Below are 15,614 nucleotides of genomic sequence, written 5' to 3' on the forward strand. Positions count from 1 at the left end.
CTTTCGGCCCCAGCATGAACCACTGACCATGACGCACTCCCAGCCGACCGGCCCACGATCCCAGATCCTGCTCCACATCTACCGGCAACTCCGGCCAGGACCGCTCCAAATCGAACCGATGCACGCTCCAATACCCAGCACCCACAACAGATCTCCTCGATGATCTACGTCATCGAACCACAACAGGAGAGCAGCTATAGAACGACCGCCACCTCTAGGCACTGCGAGCCACCGGCTCGAATTAGCGGCAGTACAAGCGCTTTCCACTGCCGCTAACCTGTGCGAAAGGTCTACAGGTCGACGTACTCGCGCGAGGAACCCACCACCGCCGGACGTTGGTCGCCCGGGTACAGCTTCAGCGACGGGAACCGCGCGTCGATCTCGCTGCGCGACAACGGATCCGACACCGGCGCCAGACTGAACACGCCCGGCAAATCCTCCCACGCGGCCGCCGGATCCAGCGCCCGCACCCGCGCGACCTGGCCATCGACCACGTACACCACTGCCCGCAGACCGGCACGCCGCCACGACGGCACCGGACCACGCAGAGACGACAGCCGCCGGTCAGCCTCCCACAACGGATCCGCCGACCCGGCGAATTCCTCGAGCAGCGCGCGCTGTGTCCGCGTTTTCCGGTACACCACCATCACATGCGGGCCCACGTTGTGCGCCGCGGCCGCCAGATCCGCGACGAGATCTTCCAGGGGTGTCAGACCCAGCGCAGGGAACGCGAGCCGCACCCATTCGTACGGCGCGAACACCGCCCGCTGCGCGCCGCGGAACATCACCACCGTGTGAATCCCGGCCTCGAGATCGTCGATGATCTCGGCGACGTTCACCCGCGCATCCGTCGAAGCCCGCTCGCGCACACTCGAATCCGCCACCGCAAGACGCGGATTCACCGCTTGGGCCTCGCGCCACATCCCCGGCGACAACATCATCGCCGTCGGCACCGTGCCGAACCGATTCACCTGCACGAACTTGTCGTCAGCCGCATGCTTCCAGGTCGCGGACCAGTCATCACGCAACGTCTCGGTCTCCACGACCAACAAATCCGAATCCACACTCGAAACTCTACAATTCCTACATTTCGAGGGTCGGAAGGCAGGAAGCTAATCACAGGCTGAAGCGCTTCGAGGGCAGCCGGGGATACCGGTTGCCGTCGAGAATGGGAGTTCTCGACGCCGCTTTCCTGGAGTGTAGTCAGGCATTCCTTCAGAGTCGGCTGTGTTCCTGTTGAACTTCCATTTGATGATGGGTACGTAGGGCCACCGCGGGTTCAGGCCGTGGGCTTCAGTGGCGCGAGACGCGCCCAGAGCAGAGGGGGCCGCCGGTCGCCTCGACATGCCGGACATGCCGATGTCTCTACGGTTCGGGCACCACCCAGCCCCGGGTCTCAGCGGCCGCCTGCAACGCCGCCAATCCCTCCTGGTCCGCGCGGGCCTGGTCGTACTCAGCCTTCGACGCCATCAGCTTCCCTGTCGCTGCCGCCACCTTGAGCGCCAGGGCCTCGCCCGATGGTGTCGCGATCTCGTTGAAGCACAACCTGATCGGCGGATCCTGTGCCGCCAACACCGCCTGCGCATGCAACACCAGCGCCGTGCCGTAACCGTTGCCCTGCTCGGATTCCACTGTGTACGTGATCAGGTCGTACATGCGGGTAGCGCCTGGTGCGGGCGCGTACGCCACGAACACCGACAGCGCCTCACGTCCATCGCGCACCGCCACCCACATGCGCTCCCGCGCGACCCGCGGCGTGCACTCCACGAACTCGATCGGCTCGAACCCGGAACCATCCATACCTGGACTATCGGCTCCGTCCCGCGGCCCGCTACTGGCACCGATGTGCCCAATGACGAATCGCAGGATCCTTGGTGATCTTCTCGCGAAGACTGGACGTATGACAGGCTGGCACTGACCGAGTTGGAGTTCGCGACCTTGGTCGGCAATCGAAATTCGAGTTGTAGGCCCGTATGGGTGGGGAAGGCTAAGGACGTTGGTAATCAGCAGGTTCAGGCAGCGCGGTGCCGTTGAGCGGATTGTGCGGCGGGTGAAGGATCGGGGCTGGCCGGAGGGCGGCGAGCTTAATGCGGAGCAGGTGCCGCAGGGCTATCACCTGCTGACTCTGCCTGACGAGGATGGCGGCTACAAGCTGTGGGCGTTGCTCCGGTTCGACGACGAGGCGGGTGTCTGGCGGGTGAAGTCGTGGCACAACGGAGAAACGTCGGTCCCAGCTGGCCGCTTGGTGTATGGCGTGAATGATTGGCTGATGTCGATGGGGTTCAAGCTGTCCGGGCAGGCAATCGGACTGTTGGCCGGCGCGTACTGATGTCGGGACTCCACCGGAGCTGGCCGTAGCGGCCTCCCGGGTTGTGCGGCTCGCGGGCAGGCAACATCACACGCAGGCCGCATAGCAGGGGTTCATCTGGCGCATCACGAATCGTGTTGAACCTGGCTGCGATTCAGATTCAGCCGCAGGGTGCCGACCTGCGGTTTTTGTGACTGACCGCCGATAATGGCTAGTTATCCACTGTGTGGCCGACGCCGTCATGGACCTCGTCGACAGGCGAAGAGAAATTGTTCAGCGGAGGACAGTTCCCTTGGCTACGAGGGCGGGCGCAGTTGATAGCCGGGTCTCGCCGATAGGTGAATGGAAACCCGATTTCTCACTGATCTGGCGATCTGTTGGGAAGAGTCGACGACTGATCCTCGCCATGTCGGTGACATGCCGGTAGGCAGCTCCAGCCACCTCTTGCCGCCGAGTGGGCAGGACGCGGGATGGCCCGCCGGTACAGGATTTGAAGTCTTACCCTGGACGGGTCGTGCCCGAACGGGAGGGATCGCGAAATGCGAAGCCTGGAAGAAGAATTCGCCGCTTTCATCGGCAGGGTGAAACACCTCGACCACGAGACGTTGGCCGTGCAGCGCGACGAGCTGCGCAAGGAACGTGCCCTGCTCGACCAGGCGCGGCTCGCCGTTCCCACTGGTGGCCGCCGCGAGGCGCTGGACAGGCTCAGCCAGGATGCCTTCGCGGTGATGGAACGCCGCATCTACGCCCTGGAAAACCCCACCGTGATCGGGCCCGATCACCTCAGGGAACCTCCCGACCGCCGCAGGGAACGCTGAAGCCCGCACAACACCAGCCGTCAGACGCCGTAGCGAGCGGCGATGGCGTCGACGCGGTCGAGCAGGTCGTCGAGTTCGTCGAAGGCTTCCTTAGTGCGCCAGCGGGCGGCGATGCCCCGTTCGAACCAGCCGTCGTCCAGCTCGGGGCCGGCCCCGGGCGGGGTCGGGGCGAACAGGTGCCCGGTGGCGATATCGGCGATCGTGTCGGGACGCAGCGGCTCGAACTCATCGATGTGGCCGTGCGCCAAGCCGCGCTCATCGAACTGGGCGACCCCGGCCCTGGTCGGCTCCGTCGGATATCGCGAGTTCCACGGCGCGCTGCGACATCCCAGTTGGCGCGGATTGCGCACGGACGTCGACGTGCGCGCCCGCAACGCCTGGGATCGTGTTCTCTACGCCCCTCCCGGTGCGGACAGACAGCCTGGTCAGGACGGCATCCGGACCGCCGGTCAGGATGCCTTGCGGTGCTCGTCGTGTTCGTGGTGTGCGATGACGGCGAGGATCTCCTGCACCCAGGCGGGTCGCTCCCCACCGGTTCCCGCGGCCGCGATATCGCGCTCGATCAGTGACCGAATGTAGGTCGACTGCTCCAGGCCGAGTTGCTTGGCGCGCGCCTTGCACGCCGCGTCGAGGTCGTAGGGCATCTTGACCGATCGCGGCACCCAGACGGGTTTCGCTGTGGCGCCGACGTCGATGCCGAGGTCAGCTTCGGTGACCGGGGCATCGGTGAATTCGAGGCGGTCGATCATGGCCGCCACGTCGGCGGGGGTCATGTTGTCCATGGGGTCAGTCATTGCGGGTCGCCTCCCATTTCTCGAACTCGGCGATCTGGTCTGCGTCAAGGTAGCGGGCCGCGTATACCTCGGTGTCGCGGCCTTTGCGGCGGGCGTAGACCGCGATCGGTTTGTTGGTGTTGTCGGGGCGGCCCCACAGCACGAACGTTGTCAGCCCGGTGGCGGGGTCGGTGGCGGTCCGGAACCATACGGGTCGTGTCGCGGTCACCCAGGCATTGACGAGGTCGAACACGTCGTCCGGGTTGACGTCGTACCGTTCCATCATCGCCGCAAGAGCCCAGAACCACACAATCGCCACCCTGCGAGACTACCCCATGGACTACCATCGCGGGAGCCGCCAGAATCAGCGCGAGGGCGCGCCCACGGTGACGGGGGTTGAGGGCCAAGTGACCGAAATCCGGCGCTAAGGGTGTTGGGTTCGGAGATCCTTAGCAGATGCGCTCGGTGTGCTCCTGTTACCCGGGGAGTCGTTAGCGCGGGAGGTTTTTCGGGTCGCTGCCCATTTCGAACTCCGGCGCTAAGGAGTCACCGCAGATCACGTCCCTACAAGCGGCTGACGTTGTTCGTGCCGGCCGCCGGAGACACTTTGTGCATCGAGAAGAAACGGTGGCCGCCGCCGGACTGGAACTCGACCCGGTACTTGAATCCGGTGTTGCTCGCTATCCACAGCTCGTCGTCGGTCCAGAAATCATCGCTGGTGGCACCGGAATCCAGAGTGAACAGGTAACGATACTTTCCGCCGGCTCGCCGGAGGATCGTGATGCCGACGGGGTAATCGTTGTACAGCTTGCACGTCGGCGCGCGAGACGTGTCTGGTTCATCGGGCTCGGCCCCGCCCAACTCCGACAACGGCACGAACAGTTCCTCGCCTTCGCCTTCCAAGTTGATCTCAGTCACTTGCGCCTCCCTCGGTTGTGTGCCCTTGAACAAGGAATCAGCGGCGCGAACGCTGGCCGGATAACGCGTTGAGCCGCGCCAGCTCGGTTGTGAAGACCCGGCCGAACAAGTATGAGCCCGGTTCACAACACCCCACCGGCCGTTCGGTCGAATGGGACGCTCGACCGGGCGCGGCGAAGGCGGCACTGGTCATCCTCGGCGGATCGCGGAGCACCACTGGAAGCTACGTACAGGCCCGGTGTCGTTCTGGGGCAGCACCACACTCCGACCTGCGTCGATAAATGTTGATCCAGGGTCGATTCGGCCTATTCCTGACATATGCCTGCTCATGTCTTGGAATCCAGGTCGACACATTGCCGACGGGAGACAGGTTATGACCGCAGTAGGGCAAGCGGCGTGGGACGGGTTGAACGAGCGGCAGCGCATCTACCTGGGCGTTCTGTTTCGGGTAGATCAGGAGCTGGGGGGCGAACAGCGGCGTCTGGCGGCGCGGGGCCGGTTCGCCTCCGCGCCGGCGTGCGTCTGGCGCAGGGTCGACTTCAACAACCGCTACGGGCCGGTGGTCTCGGTCCTGGAAACCCAGGGGGTCTACGACGGCGTTCCGGATCCACCCTGGCTGCGCTGCGCGAGCGTGGGCTGATCCAGACCGAGACCGTCCCGGGGATGCTGACCGACCAGGTGTCGGTGTGGCTGACCAGCGCTGGCCGCGCCGCTGCGCGGGCCGGGACCGGAACCCCGCCGCCGAAGCGACCTCCCAAGGGTCTTCTGAGTGAGCGACTCTGGCGTCAGCTGGCCTTGGTGGCCCGCGCCCAGCGCAACGAGACACCATGCACGCAGCTCGCGGGCCAGACACATCTGAACCTGGCTGTCGGCTACACGCAGTACCGCAGCCGCGAGTACCTGCAGTGGCACAACACGCCCCGAGACGGGCACTATGTGTTCACCGAGGCCGGTCGCGTGCACTACCGCGAGCACCACCGGACCTGCCTGCAGCTTTATCCTGCGGTTGACGCTCCCCCACTCGCCGAAGGTGCGCCATGACCAGCCGATCCCGACAGGCCGCCAAACTCGCCCGGCTGCTGAGCGAGCGCACCGGCCGCAGCGTCCGGCATGTCTACGACGGCCCGCGGAAAGGGCGGTACGGGGGCTGGCATCTGGAATGGACCGACGGGCCCACCCGCGACACCATGCAAGCTCTGGCCGCCGAACACGTCGATCAGTTCCCGGATCTGCCGCCGCTGGCAGAGTTCCGCTTCTCCCGGTCCCGCACCACGACCGCGGACGCGGTGGCGCTGCTGTTGTGGCTCGACACCGACATCGACCACGTATTGCGCTACGACCCGGTCTTCTGGTTCGGCCTGGCCTTCGACGCCGTCGAACACCCCGACCTCGCAGCCGAGGTATGGCAGCAGCGCGGCCGCACCCTCTACATGCTGGTCGACAAGGCCGCCGAGCCCACCATGCGCCCCGGCGATCCGAGCCCGCACCGCGTAGTCGGCGACGACCTCGCCGACCGGATCCGCACCGACGGCTGGGAAGCCACACTCGAATGGCTCGACCAACAGGCCGGCCCCCGCACACGCCACCTGCACGCCGTCGAATGAGAACTTCGACCGGGTTCGGTCCCGAGTCGTCGCACCACCGCTTCCCCGGCGCTCAACTGCGGTTCACCGATGTCGACGGGCTGCGGTTGGGCGCGTTCGTCACCAATACCCGCCGCGGGCAACTGCCCGATCTGGAACTAGGCCACCGTCGCAGCGCCCGTTGAGAGGGCCGCATCCGCGCGATCAAGGACACCGGACTGCGGAATCTGCCGTTCCACCGGTTCCGCCGCCAACCGGGTCCGGGCCGCGATCGCCGCTCTGGCCCTCGGCCTCATCACCTGGCTGCAGATGCTGGGCCTGCACGACCAACGGGCACGCCGGTGGGAAGCGAGGACCCTTCGCCTGCGGCTGTTCTCGGCCCGGCCGCATCGCCCGACACGCCCGCCGCACCCGCCGCACCTGCCCCGCCACAACCCGCACACGCCCCTGGCCACCCTCGCGCTGGCCCGCCTGCAACCCGGCTGACCAACAAAGCCACCGCCCCGACAAGCAACGAATGGACCACTCGCCGGGGCTGTGGAACCCGGCAGCTGCCTGCTGAACGGGCCACTCCCGTTTGCCCTCACGCTGCCGTCCGGCAGCGAAAAACCAATCCGAAACCGATCACGCCCGGCCGAGGGCCGGACGAAAGATCGAGGCTGGACCACACCTGGAGGGGTGGCGTGAACTCACCCCTAGGGTTCGCTGTCTTTGCTGGTACCGGAGAGCAGAGTTATGCATCCGGGGCTGACATAGCAGTTCAGTTCGGTCCGACAGCCAGGGGGAAGTGTTGTGATGAAATTCGGCAGCAACAGAATCGGCCATGTCCGTCCCAGAGCGTTGCCCGGCTCGAACGGCAATACCGCGTGCGGGGCTGGCTCGCATCGACAAAGTCCAATCATGACTAGTCGCAGCTGGTGGACCCGCATCAGTATGCGCTTCACAATCGCAGCCGCGGCCCTCGTTCTCCCGCTCTTCAGTGCGGGGTTCGCTTCCGCAGGAGGATTTGGTTTGACCGCGGGATTCAACCCTGGCCCGAATGGCGGTTACACGGCCAAGATCACCGGTTTACGAGCCGACGATAAATGTGACATCTGGTTCGGAAAAAATAACGTACTGAATTCTAAGAACAGCGGTGAGGGCAACGGCGGACCTGATGGAACCCTCCACTTCGGCCCGTACGATGTTGATAGCCCCGAATACGACATGGTCGTAATCCGCTGCTTCGACAAAAACAACAATCCCCTGTTAACCGACTACTCGGCAACCTTCGACCGTAAGCATAAGATCCTTTCCCAGGACGGCTGGCTTCCCGTCAAGAACGCGGCTGCCCCGCTCGGTACTACGTGGACGATGGAAGACAGTGGCGGCGCGCCCCATCCCTGGGTCGGCACCTGGACCCGGGTCTCCCCCACGTCCGACACCTGGAACTGGACAGCGAAGAACGACCAGCTCCCCGGCACGCCAACCTCCAGCGGACAGATGAAGTTCACCTGGGATGGAAACACCCTCAGGATTCATCGCACGACCAACGGCTCCAGCCAAACCTGCGACTACGTCGGGACTCCCACCGGGACTGCGAACACTGACCTGTTCGACGGGTTTACCGGTACGTGCAACTGCTCCAACTCCGGAATCGCCAACATGAAGTGGCACACCACGTCGATCCGATAGGTCAGCGACCTTTGGGGTGCCGAGCCGTAGACAGCGACCGCCCTTCACTCCAGTACTCGAACATGGGTTCCCCTGGGTGCGACCGTAGTCGTGGCACCGAATCAGGGCGTTTGCGTTGTAAGCGGTGTCCATGACGCAGCGGTGCGATGATGGCCGATTTCGCAATGTCCCGACCCGACAGAATCGTCGAGATGCGCCGCAAACGCGCGCCCAGCGACACCGCGCGCAGCGGCCTGCGCGCCCTGCTACGCGGGCGTGACTCCCGGCCCGCCGCTGCCTCACCGCTGTCGGACGGGGCATCCGGCACGCAGAACGCTAGCACGCTGAGCACGCTTTTCTTTGCGCGCAGCACTATTCGCAATCATCGCGAACCGAGAGGTCTTTACTGCGGAAGGGTAGGAGGGTAGTGAATCGGCCACCGCGATCGTCGCCGACAACGCCACCGAACGCGGCGGCTCGCTGGCGGTGTACCTCGAGACCCCGGGCGGGCTGCGGTTGCTGCCCACCGACCGCGCCGACCTGACCGACACCGGATGGCAATGGCTGCGCTGGGGCTCGGTGGTCAGGCCGGCCTCGAACTCGTCGAGCTTGGCCTGGCGCACCGTGGTCGCCCATCGCACCTGCTTGTCGGTCCCTGTCAGCTCCAGCCAGCCCGCGGCCCGCGCCCTGGCGTCGTTGCGGGTGTTGATGGCGCAATAGTCACCGATCCAATGATGTTGCGCCGCAACCCATCTCCCGCGCACCTAGATGGAGCGTTCGGTACGAACGTCCCACACCGACGCGGGAAGGCTCACCTGCTCGCACGGTTTGCCGAGTATCAGGACCGGCACCCGCACTGAAATCCGGCAAAAGACAACATGATTCGCGCGAATCACGTCGGGTCCCGGTGCGATGCTGGTCTGCGGGAGGCAGAACCATGGACAGTCCGAAAGAGCTGAAAGAGCAATTCGGGGAAGTTATCGCCGAGCTGAGCCGTACCGGGGCAGCCCCCGGGGCCGAAACACTCGAACAGCTGCGCCAGGACCTCGAGCGGCTCGACGATCTGGTGCGCAAGGTCCCCGACGACGGGCAGCGGCACGAGCTGGGCCTGCGCAGTCGCGAAGCTCACTCGCGGTGGGAGCAGGCGTGGTCGGAGTTCGAGCATCCGACCATCCTCAGCGCCCAGCCCTCGCCGCTCGAACGCTCCCTCAACGCCTACATGCAGCGGGACAGGTGGGAAGGGTTCGAGCGGTAGGAGTTTCGTATGCCGGGACCGGCGCCCGGCTACTGCGCACAGTGAGGCAACTGGGACAGGCGTTGTGGCTGGCGTGGCGGGCGCTTACAGGAGGACGATGCCGCCGGCAGGGTTCCACACAGCGCGCCTCAACCGGGGTTCTACGGCTGGGATTCCGGTTCGGAGCCAGGGGCCCGGCCCGTCGGCCGCGTGCATGGCGGATCGGCGAGCCCGCTGGTGTTGGTCACCGCTTCGACGATCGTGAGTGGCGATACCTCGTAGAAGGCCGCGACCTCGAACAGGTCGATGAGCTTGGCGTTGCGCTGCCCGTCTTCGGTGCGTTGGTAGGTATTTCGAGTCCATCCCAGCCCCTGCCAGGCCCGGGCGACGGTGAGTCGACGACTCTGGCGAAGCGCGAGCAACTGCTGACCGAACGCGCGGTTGAGCGCTGCTGCTTGCTCGCGGTCCACCACTGGCACCGCCTTTCGCGCTGGTGATCTTGTCCGGCACTCCAGTTCTAGACGATCTCCTACGGCGCAGCAATGCCTCACCACCGCGCGGGCAAGGGTGTCTCGGCCGCCGTTCGGTTTTTCAGGGGGCCAGCTGGGTTCGGCGTTGGGTGGGCTGGCGGTTGAGTGCGGCTGCGGTGAGGTGGATGTCGGCGGCGGTGCCGAGGGCCTTGGCGGCGTCACGGAGGTGCTGGCGGCGAACGGTCTTGTCCTTCTGGATGTAGCGCACCGCCGATCCGGCCCAGACCACGCACGACGCAACCAGATTCACCCACGGCAACCGGTCCCACGAGGCGGGGTTCAGGTCCAACCCGTAGCCACCGGCGATCGGGTTCGTGTCGGGGTAGAGGTAGGCGTCGGCGACGCTCATCCGAGGGTGGGTGAAGGCACACAGCAGCCGATAGTGGGCGTAAAGGTTCGGTCCGCCGCCCTGGAAGTCGTCGAGCAGGGACTTGAAAACCTGTGCCTGTCCGGCGGACCCGGTCACGACAGTCGGGTCGCCCAGGTGTCCGATCCTCGCGGCGGCTTGCTGGAACTCGGGAATCGTCGCCTCGCGCAACGTGTCCGCCATCGCCCGGCGTTGTTTGAGTTCGTGGTTGAACACCGCCAGCGCGGCGTCGAGGGTCGATTGGGCGATCCAATGCGCGGTCAACGCGTTCTCGAAACACGTACGCACAGTGGGCATAGCCAGCAGGACGTGCTCGCGTTCGAGCAGATCCAGCGCCAGCCGGCCGAGGTGATGGGCGTGTATGGCAAACCCGAACACCGCGCCGGCCCGGCCGCGGTCGGCGCCGCTGCGCTGAAGGACTTCGAGCTGGCCCGCCTCGAGATGGGCGAAGAACGTCGTGATCAGTTCCCTGCCCACCGTGGCGTGAACGACGGGATCCGCGGACACGGACGGGTGATTGCTGTCGGCCAAGGTCATGTCGGCAGATGGTAAGGACACCGAACCGCCTCGGCGAGTGGATATTCCCAGCGCCCCGCCACACGGTCGCCGGCTGACTCAGGTTCACAGGCAGTGTCCGACCGTCCGATACGCTGCGCGAGCGGGCGAATCCGCCGCCCGATGCGCAGCGGTGGCGAAGGACGGTCCGCGGTTCGCCCCCCAGTGCGTCGGTTCGGCCCAGTGCGTTGGGATGCGTCGGCACCCTCTGATATCGATGGCTACGTGAGTATTCACCCATCGGCGCCGTTGGACATTCGCACTCGTGTGCTCATTGCCATCGAGATGCTGAAATTCTTTCTGCCAGGCAACAACTCGGCAATGCGTGCCGCGATCGGCGCCCCGCCCAACCCTGCGGGTGAGATTCATCCGCTCACCTGCCGGGACTTCATCGAGTACCTGCGTATCGACGAGAGGGTGTCCAGCGAAGGGCTCGACGAGGAGGCCTTTCAGATCACTGCGCTCGCGGCCGTGCTCGAACGCACGGGGTACATGGTCGGCGATCCGGGCGCGCTGTCTGGGTATCCGCACTACCGGACGGTCCACGCCGACGGCACTGCTGCGCAAGCAGGGGGCGTTGTCTGGCTGGCCGAGGCATTGGGCCCGGAGTTGATCATTCGCGCGATCGGCGCGGCCACCATCGCGATCACCGGAAAGATCCCCCTCACCGGCGACGCGGCTACGGGCACCGGCTTGCTGCTCGACCCGCGGCACGTGCTCACCAACCAGCACGTCGTGAAAGGCATGAAGGTCGATGACGAGCTGCGCACATCCGCAATCAGTCCCCTCTACGCCATGCCGCAGGACGAGGAATGCGAACAGCGCATCGTGCGAGTTGTGCGCTGCCACGCCCATCCGACGATCGATGTTGCGGTGATCGAGATCGAGCCCACCGATACCGAGGTCGAGGACCAACTCGATTTCGTCACCCGTGGTATCGCCTTCCGCGCCGCCCGGTGGGAGGACGACACCTGGACCTTCGGCTATCCGCGTGTCCCCAGCGCTATCACCCAGCCCCTCGTCGTGCACAAGGGCGGAGTTGTGAACCCCAAGGTACACAGCATGTTCGGCCCCGACTACATCCTGTTCTCGGCAACCGCACGGCCAGGCAACAGCGGCGGCCCCATCGTCGCGCAGGACGGGCGGGTCATCGGCATCGTCACCCAATCCCTCGAGACCAGCGACTACTCCACCGCTGAACGTGATGAAGACGCACCAGCACCCATCGCCACCTCCCCGTTCTACGCCGGCGTTCCGACCCCGCAGATTCAGAAGGCCCTCGCCGACTTGGGATTCGGTGCCTTGCTTAACATCGAAACCTGGCAGACCCCGGCCCGCTGAGAGGAATCACGCCAGTCCACGAGCCTGCCAACGCCGACCGGACTGGCCCCGATCGATCGGGGACGGGCGGCGGCGTCTGCCCCGGCGCCATCTCCGCCTCCTCGCCCACCTTTGCCGCTTCGGCGCAGCAGATTCGTGCGCCGGGTCATTCGATGTGGTCGCGGGTGGTGATAGCCTCGGCGCGCGCGGCTACAGGGGTTCCGGTTAGCGTGACTTTTCTCGCCGATGTTCCCGGACCCCCGTGGCGCATCCGCACAGAATCCGGCGGTCGCACCACTACCCCGGGTCAGCCTTCGAACCACTCCCCTGCGTCCGCACGGGACGCCCACACCTTCACTGGTGTCGTGCGCTGCGCGGTTCTGCACTGCGAGCAGGTGCGTACCTCCTGGAGGCCATCTGCGGTGACGACGCCCGCCGGCCAGCTGGTGTACTCACCGCCACAGTCATCGCTGCCGCAGGGCAGGCAGATATGAGAAGACAATGGGGGAAGGGGTGGAGAATCCGATCCAGTTCACCGAAAACCCGAATGTGTCGTTCTGCAAAGGGATTGCATGATTCCCATGGATGAGCCGAGGCGGCCGTGAGCGCCGCCTACGTCGGTGACCTCGATCCCCAGATCGATAGCACCGCAACACAATCCGAGAAGCCAGGAGCGTTGATGTCCAGACTGCCGACCCAGGAGCAGATCTTCACCAAGGCCGCCGACGCCGCCCACGCTGCGGCCGGGGCGCTAGCGGAGGCGCGCGAGTTGCTGTGGTCCGATTGGTCCGACACCGAGTCGCTCACCAACGAAGCCGCCGACGCTCTCACCTCGGTCCACGCCAAACTCGCCTCCCTCAAAGCCGACATCTACGAGGTCGAGCAGCTGCTGCGCGACGGCGCGACGAGCCTGCGCGACCGGCGGTAGAACTGCAATGGCCACCACCGCCCAAGCCGCATGGGTTGGGCTCGATTCCAGGCAACGCGCCTACCTCGAGGTGCTGTTCCAGGTCGATCAGGACCTGGAGGAGCACCACCGGCGCATGGGCGCGACCGGCCGTTACAGCTCCGTGCCCGCGCGGATCTGGCGGCGGATGCCGGTAGGTGTGCAGCGGGACGCGGTGGTACTGCTCGGCCGAGCAACTGCCCCTTGGATTCGCGCCGGCAGCGTTCCGATTCTTCGCGGCCGCGTCGAGCAGTTGGCGCACGGCCAGCTATTCCTCGCGTTCACACATGCCTGCACGGCTGGCGGACCTGGCCGCCGCCGAGTATGACCGTGCGGTTCCGCGCCTGAGATACCCTGTCCGCCACCTGGTCTCATGCATAGTGCCCCGGCGGCTGGTCCGAGCAGGATGAATGCGGTATGCCGAGGTCAGCGACAAGTAGAGGGTCGACGTGGACAACTCGATCGAAGGGAACGGGATGAAGCGGGATACGCGCATAGTGATCGGCCTCGGAACCGTCTGTGTCGCACTGGTTTCCGCGGTGGTCTATTCGGCGAATTCGCCGCGGCGTGAGGCGGACGCCGTCATGCCAAACGTTGTTGGCGCATCGCTGTCCGACGCGCGCGATCAGCTCGATGACCTACAGCTGAAGACGCACGTAGTGGATGACACGGGGAACGGTCGCCATGCGATGGTCGACAGCAACTGGATCGTCACGAGCCAGGACCCGGTGGGTGGAAGTGTGCTCGGAGAGCGGAAGAAGGCCACCCTCGGGGTGGTCAAGAAGGGTGAGACGCCACAACCCTCCGTGACTACAGCAGCCTCTTCCTCACCCAGTGCCACCGCCGTGCACTCCGATCCAAAGCCCTCCAAGGCGCCGGAGTCCCACAACGCGTGCCTGCTGCTCGACCGCAGCGATTTGGAGGCGGCGCTCATGTCGCCCACGCTGGACAAGGCCCTCACCGATACCGATATCGATGAGGGGGAGACCACCTATGCGTGCGAGAACGACCTGTCGGAGGTCATGCTCGAAATCCACATGCGCCCCGATGCCGCCAGCGCCCGCCAAGCGGCCGATTTCGCCACCCGTGACACCGATCCCGGCTATCGTCACGCCTTCCCCAACGCGGTTCGGCTGCCCTACGCCGACCCGATGGGAGGCGCCAAGATCATTGCCACCGAAACCGGCACCTCGCGCATCAGTGTCAATCCCCTCGAAGTGTAGAGGCTTCCTTTATGCGGCCTCGTCTCGTGACAGGGCCGCTGCCGAGGCCGCGCGGACGGCGGCCATGTGGGTCTCGTAGTTGATCGGCGATATTCCGCCGCACAGGCTGTGGCGGCGGGTCGGGTTGTAGAAGCCGGTGATCCAGGTGACGATCCGCACCGCGGCCTCGGCTCGGGTGCGGAAGCGGTGTCGGTGGACGAACTCGACCTTCAGGGTGGAGTTGAACGATTCGGCCGGCGAGTTGTCCAGGGCCGAGGCGACCCGGCCCATCGACTGCACCACCCCGAGATGCCGGCACAAGGCGTTCGTGGCCGCGGCGGTGTATTCGCTGCCGCGGTCGGAGTGGAAGATCACCCCGTCGATCGCATCGAACCCGCCCCGCGTGGCAGCGGCCATTTTCAGTGCGGCACATGCGAGTTCGGCGTCGTGGTGGGCGCTGGTGGCGTAGCCGAGCAGCCGACCGGAGAAGCGGTCTTCCACCGACGCCAAATACAGTTTCCCCTCGTCGGTGACGATCTCGGTGACATCGCCGACCCACAACACATCCTGGGCGACAGCGGTGAACTGACGGCGCACCAAATCCGGCGCCGCTGCCCGTTTCCCCTGCCGCGTGGTCGCGGGTCTGTGTTTGACTTTCCTTGCCACCCAACCATTTTCGGCCATGATCGCGGCGATGGTGTTGTCGGAGACCCGCCAGCCCTTCTCCCGCAGCTCCAGCCCGATCCGCGGGCTGCCGTAGGTGCGCCCCGAGTCGGCGAACTCCTTGCCGATCGCGGCGGTCAGCGTCTCGCGGCGCTGCTGGCGCCCGGTGGGCTCACCGTCGTTCCACTTATAGAACAGTAAGAATGATCATGAGCCGACCCGGGTGGGCGTGACCCGTTGTAGAACTGGCCCCACCGGTGCCCTGTCTTGGATCTGTCCGCCCGCCCCGGGCCGGCTCACTACCGCGCGGTCGACGCGGACGGGTCGTGGCCCGATAGGGGCTTGCTCGATGCTCATTACTGTTCTGCCCGATCCTCGCCCGAGTCGCCGCGCTCTCGTTGTTGAGCAGGAGGATGTGTGGAGCAGGGTCGGCAGGACGAAGCAGTTGCAGCGAAGGTCGGTGGTGTGGACACCCACAAGGACCATCACGTAGCCGCGATCGTCGATGTGGTCGGGCGCGTGTTGGCCACCGAATCGTTCCGCAACGATCGCAGCGGACACCAGCAGTTGACGGCCTGGCTGGCTTCGCACGGCCCGGTGGATCGGGTCGGGGTGGAAGGAACCGGTTCCTACGGCGCCGAACTGGCTCGCATGCTGCGCCGATCCGGAGTCACCGTCGCTGAGGTCAACCGCCCTAATCGGCAACGGCGCAGGCGCCATGGCAAGAACGACACCGTCGATGCG

The 15,614-nt window shown here is 65.6% G+C and carries 22 protein-coding genes and 1 pseudogene; 14 read left to right on the forward strand and 9 right to left on the reverse strand.

Going from position 1 to position 15,614, the window contains the following annotated elements; all coding sequences use genetic code 11:
- Nucleotides 1-290: 290 nt before the first annotated feature.
- Both ABZV44_RS33365 and ABZV44_RS33370 read right to left on the reverse strand, forming a co-directional pair.
- A complete protein-coding gene (locus ABZV44_RS33365; protein WP_354845219.1) occupies nucleotides 291-1,064 on the reverse strand; it encodes a hypothetical protein in 774 nt (257 codons plus the stop codon).
- A 301-nt stretch (nucleotides 1,065-1,365) separates the two neighbouring features.
- Nucleotides 1,366-1,800, reverse strand: coding sequence for a hypothetical protein (locus ABZV44_RS33370; RefSeq protein ID WP_354845222.1), 435 nt, complete (start codon nucleotides 1,798-1,800; stop codon nucleotides 1,366-1,368).
- Nucleotides 1,801-2,050: 250 nt separating this feature from the next.
- Between ABZV44_RS33370 and ABZV44_RS33375 the strand changes: the two genes are divergently transcribed.
- Both ABZV44_RS33375 and ABZV44_RS33380 read left to right on the forward strand, forming a co-directional pair.
- Nucleotides 2,051-2,329 (forward strand): hypothetical protein, encoded by a 279-nt coding sequence (locus tag ABZV44_RS33375; RefSeq protein ID WP_354845225.1) that lies wholly within the window; start codon nucleotides 2,051-2,053, stop codon nucleotides 2,327-2,329.
- A gap of 518 nt (nucleotides 2,330-2,847) precedes the next feature.
- Nucleotides 2,848-3,126, forward strand: a complete 279-nt coding sequence (locus tag ABZV44_RS33380) for a hypothetical protein (protein WP_354845228.1) — start codon at nucleotides 2,848-2,850, stop codon at nucleotides 3,124-3,126.
- Nucleotides 3,127-3,146: 20 nt separating this feature from the next.
- On the opposite strand, the gene ABZV44_RS33385 is transcribed toward ABZV44_RS33380, so the two are convergent.
- The 4 genes from ABZV44_RS33385 to ABZV44_RS33400 all read right to left on the reverse strand — a co-directional run bounded on the left by ABZV44_RS33385 (nucleotide 3,147) and on the right by ABZV44_RS33400 (nucleotide 4,817).
- Nucleotides 3,147-3,374, reverse strand: a complete 228-nt coding sequence (locus tag ABZV44_RS33385; protein ID WP_354845231.1) for a hypothetical protein — start codon at nucleotides 3,372-3,374, stop codon at nucleotides 3,147-3,149.
- A 201-nt stretch (nucleotides 3,375-3,575) separates the two neighbouring features.
- Nucleotides 3,576-3,920, reverse strand: a complete 345-nt coding sequence (locus ABZV44_RS33390; protein ID WP_354845234.1) for a hypothetical protein — start codon at nucleotides 3,918-3,920, stop codon at nucleotides 3,576-3,578.
- Nucleotides 3,913-4,218 (reverse strand): hypothetical protein, encoded by a 306-nt coding sequence (locus tag ABZV44_RS33395; protein WP_354845237.1) that lies wholly within the window; start codon nucleotides 4,216-4,218, stop codon nucleotides 3,913-3,915. Before ABZV44_RS33395 ends, ABZV44_RS33390 begins: the two co-directional genes overlap by 8 nt.
- A gap of 245 nt (nucleotides 4,219-4,463) precedes the next feature.
- The gene (locus ABZV44_RS33400; RefSeq protein ID WP_354845240.1) at nucleotides 4,464-4,817 is read right to left on the reverse strand and encodes a hypothetical protein; all 354 of its coding nucleotides are present in this window, start codon (nucleotides 4,815-4,817) and stop codon (nucleotides 4,464-4,466) included.
- A gap of 373 nt (nucleotides 4,818-5,190) precedes the next feature.
- On the opposite strand from ABZV44_RS33400, the gene ABZV44_RS33405 reads away from it, so the two are divergent.
- The 7 genes and pseudogenes from ABZV44_RS33405 (at nucleotide 5,191) to ABZV44_RS33435 (ending at nucleotide 9,308) form a co-directional block, all read left to right on the forward strand.
- Nucleotides 5,191-5,457 (forward strand): hypothetical protein, encoded by a 267-nt coding sequence (locus tag ABZV44_RS33405; protein WP_354845243.1) that lies wholly within the window; start codon nucleotides 5,191-5,193, stop codon nucleotides 5,455-5,457.
- Nucleotides 5,458-5,480: 23 nt separating this feature from the next.
- Nucleotides 5,481-5,858 (forward strand): hypothetical protein, encoded by a 378-nt coding sequence (locus ABZV44_RS33410; protein WP_354845246.1) that lies wholly within the window; start codon nucleotides 5,481-5,483, stop codon nucleotides 5,856-5,858.
- Nucleotides 5,855-6,421, forward strand: a complete 567-nt coding sequence (locus tag ABZV44_RS33415) for a hypothetical protein (RefSeq protein WP_354845249.1) — start codon at nucleotides 5,855-5,857, stop codon at nucleotides 6,419-6,421. The genes ABZV44_RS33410 and ABZV44_RS33415 overlap by 4 nt, the downstream gene beginning before the upstream one ends.
- A gap of 44 nt (nucleotides 6,422-6,465) precedes the next feature.
- Nucleotides 6,466-6,886: pseudogene (locus tag ABZV44_RS33420) on the forward strand (transposase); the annotation flags it as partial.
- Nucleotides 6,887-7,411: 525 nt separating this feature from the next.
- Nucleotides 7,412-8,074 (forward strand): hypothetical protein, encoded by a 663-nt coding sequence (locus ABZV44_RS33425; RefSeq protein ID WP_354845251.1) that lies wholly within the window; start codon nucleotides 7,412-7,414, stop codon nucleotides 8,072-8,074.
- 465 nt (nucleotides 8,075-8,539) lie between these two features.
- A complete protein-coding gene (locus ABZV44_RS33430) occupies nucleotides 8,540-8,773 on the forward strand; it encodes a hypothetical protein (protein WP_354845254.1) in 234 nt (77 codons plus the stop codon).
- Nucleotides 8,774-8,990: 217 nt separating this feature from the next.
- Nucleotides 8,991-9,308 carry a hypothetical protein gene (locus ABZV44_RS33435; RefSeq protein WP_354845257.1) on the forward strand — a complete coding sequence of 106 codons (318 nt, stop codon included), beginning with the start codon at nucleotides 8,991-8,993 and terminating at the stop codon, nucleotides 9,306-9,308.
- Between the two features lie 140 nt (nucleotides 9,309-9,448).
- On the opposite strand, the gene ABZV44_RS33440 is transcribed toward ABZV44_RS33435, so the two are convergent.
- The gene (locus ABZV44_RS33440; protein WP_354845260.1) at nucleotides 9,449-9,760 is read right to left on the reverse strand and encodes a helix-turn-helix transcriptional regulator; all 312 of its coding nucleotides are present in this window, start codon (nucleotides 9,758-9,760) and stop codon (nucleotides 9,449-9,451) included.
- Nucleotides 9,761-9,878: 118 nt separating this feature from the next.
- A complete protein-coding gene (locus ABZV44_RS33445) occupies nucleotides 9,879-10,721 on the reverse strand; it encodes a hypothetical protein (RefSeq protein ID WP_354845262.1) in 843 nt (280 codons plus the stop codon).
- A 285-nt stretch (nucleotides 10,722-11,006) separates the two neighbouring features.
- Between ABZV44_RS33445 and ABZV44_RS33450 the strand changes: the two genes are divergently transcribed.
- The 4 genes from ABZV44_RS33450 (at nucleotide 11,007) to ABZV44_RS33465 (ending at nucleotide 14,228) form a co-directional block, all read left to right on the forward strand.
- Nucleotides 11,007-12,080 (forward strand): serine protease, encoded by a 1,074-nt coding sequence (locus ABZV44_RS33450; protein WP_354845265.1) that lies wholly within the window; start codon nucleotides 11,007-11,009, stop codon nucleotides 12,078-12,080.
- A gap of 658 nt (nucleotides 12,081-12,738) precedes the next feature.
- A complete protein-coding gene (locus tag ABZV44_RS33455) occupies nucleotides 12,739-12,987 on the forward strand; it encodes a hypothetical protein (protein WP_354845268.1) in 249 nt (82 codons plus the stop codon).
- Nucleotides 12,988-12,994: 7 nt separating this feature from the next.
- Nucleotides 12,995-13,333, forward strand: a complete 339-nt coding sequence (locus ABZV44_RS33460) for a hypothetical protein (RefSeq protein ID WP_354845271.1) — start codon at nucleotides 12,995-12,997, stop codon at nucleotides 13,331-13,333.
- Between the two features lie 121 nt (nucleotides 13,334-13,454).
- Nucleotides 13,455-14,228, forward strand: coding sequence for a PASTA domain-containing protein (locus tag ABZV44_RS33465; protein ID WP_354845274.1), 774 nt, complete (start codon nucleotides 13,455-13,457; stop codon nucleotides 14,226-14,228).
- Nucleotides 14,229-14,237: 9 nt separating this feature from the next.
- Here ABZV44_RS33465 and ABZV44_RS33470 read toward each other — a convergent pair whose 3' ends face one another.
- A complete protein-coding gene (locus tag ABZV44_RS33470; RefSeq protein ID WP_354845288.1) occupies nucleotides 14,238-15,068 on the reverse strand; it encodes an IS3 family transposase in 831 nt (276 codons plus the stop codon).
- 267 nt (nucleotides 15,069-15,335) lie between these two features.
- On the opposite strand from ABZV44_RS33470, the gene ABZV44_RS33475 reads away from it, so the two are divergent.
- Nucleotides 15,336-15,614, forward strand: a 279-nt coding sequence (locus tag ABZV44_RS33475) for a transposase (RefSeq protein WP_354845276.1), incomplete at its 3' end; no start/stop codon positions are given.

This window comes from Nocardia sp. NPDC004860, assembly GCF_040609015.1.
In the GTDB taxonomy this organism is placed as follows: Bacteria; Actinomycetota; Actinomycetes; order Mycobacteriales; family Mycobacteriaceae; genus Nocardia.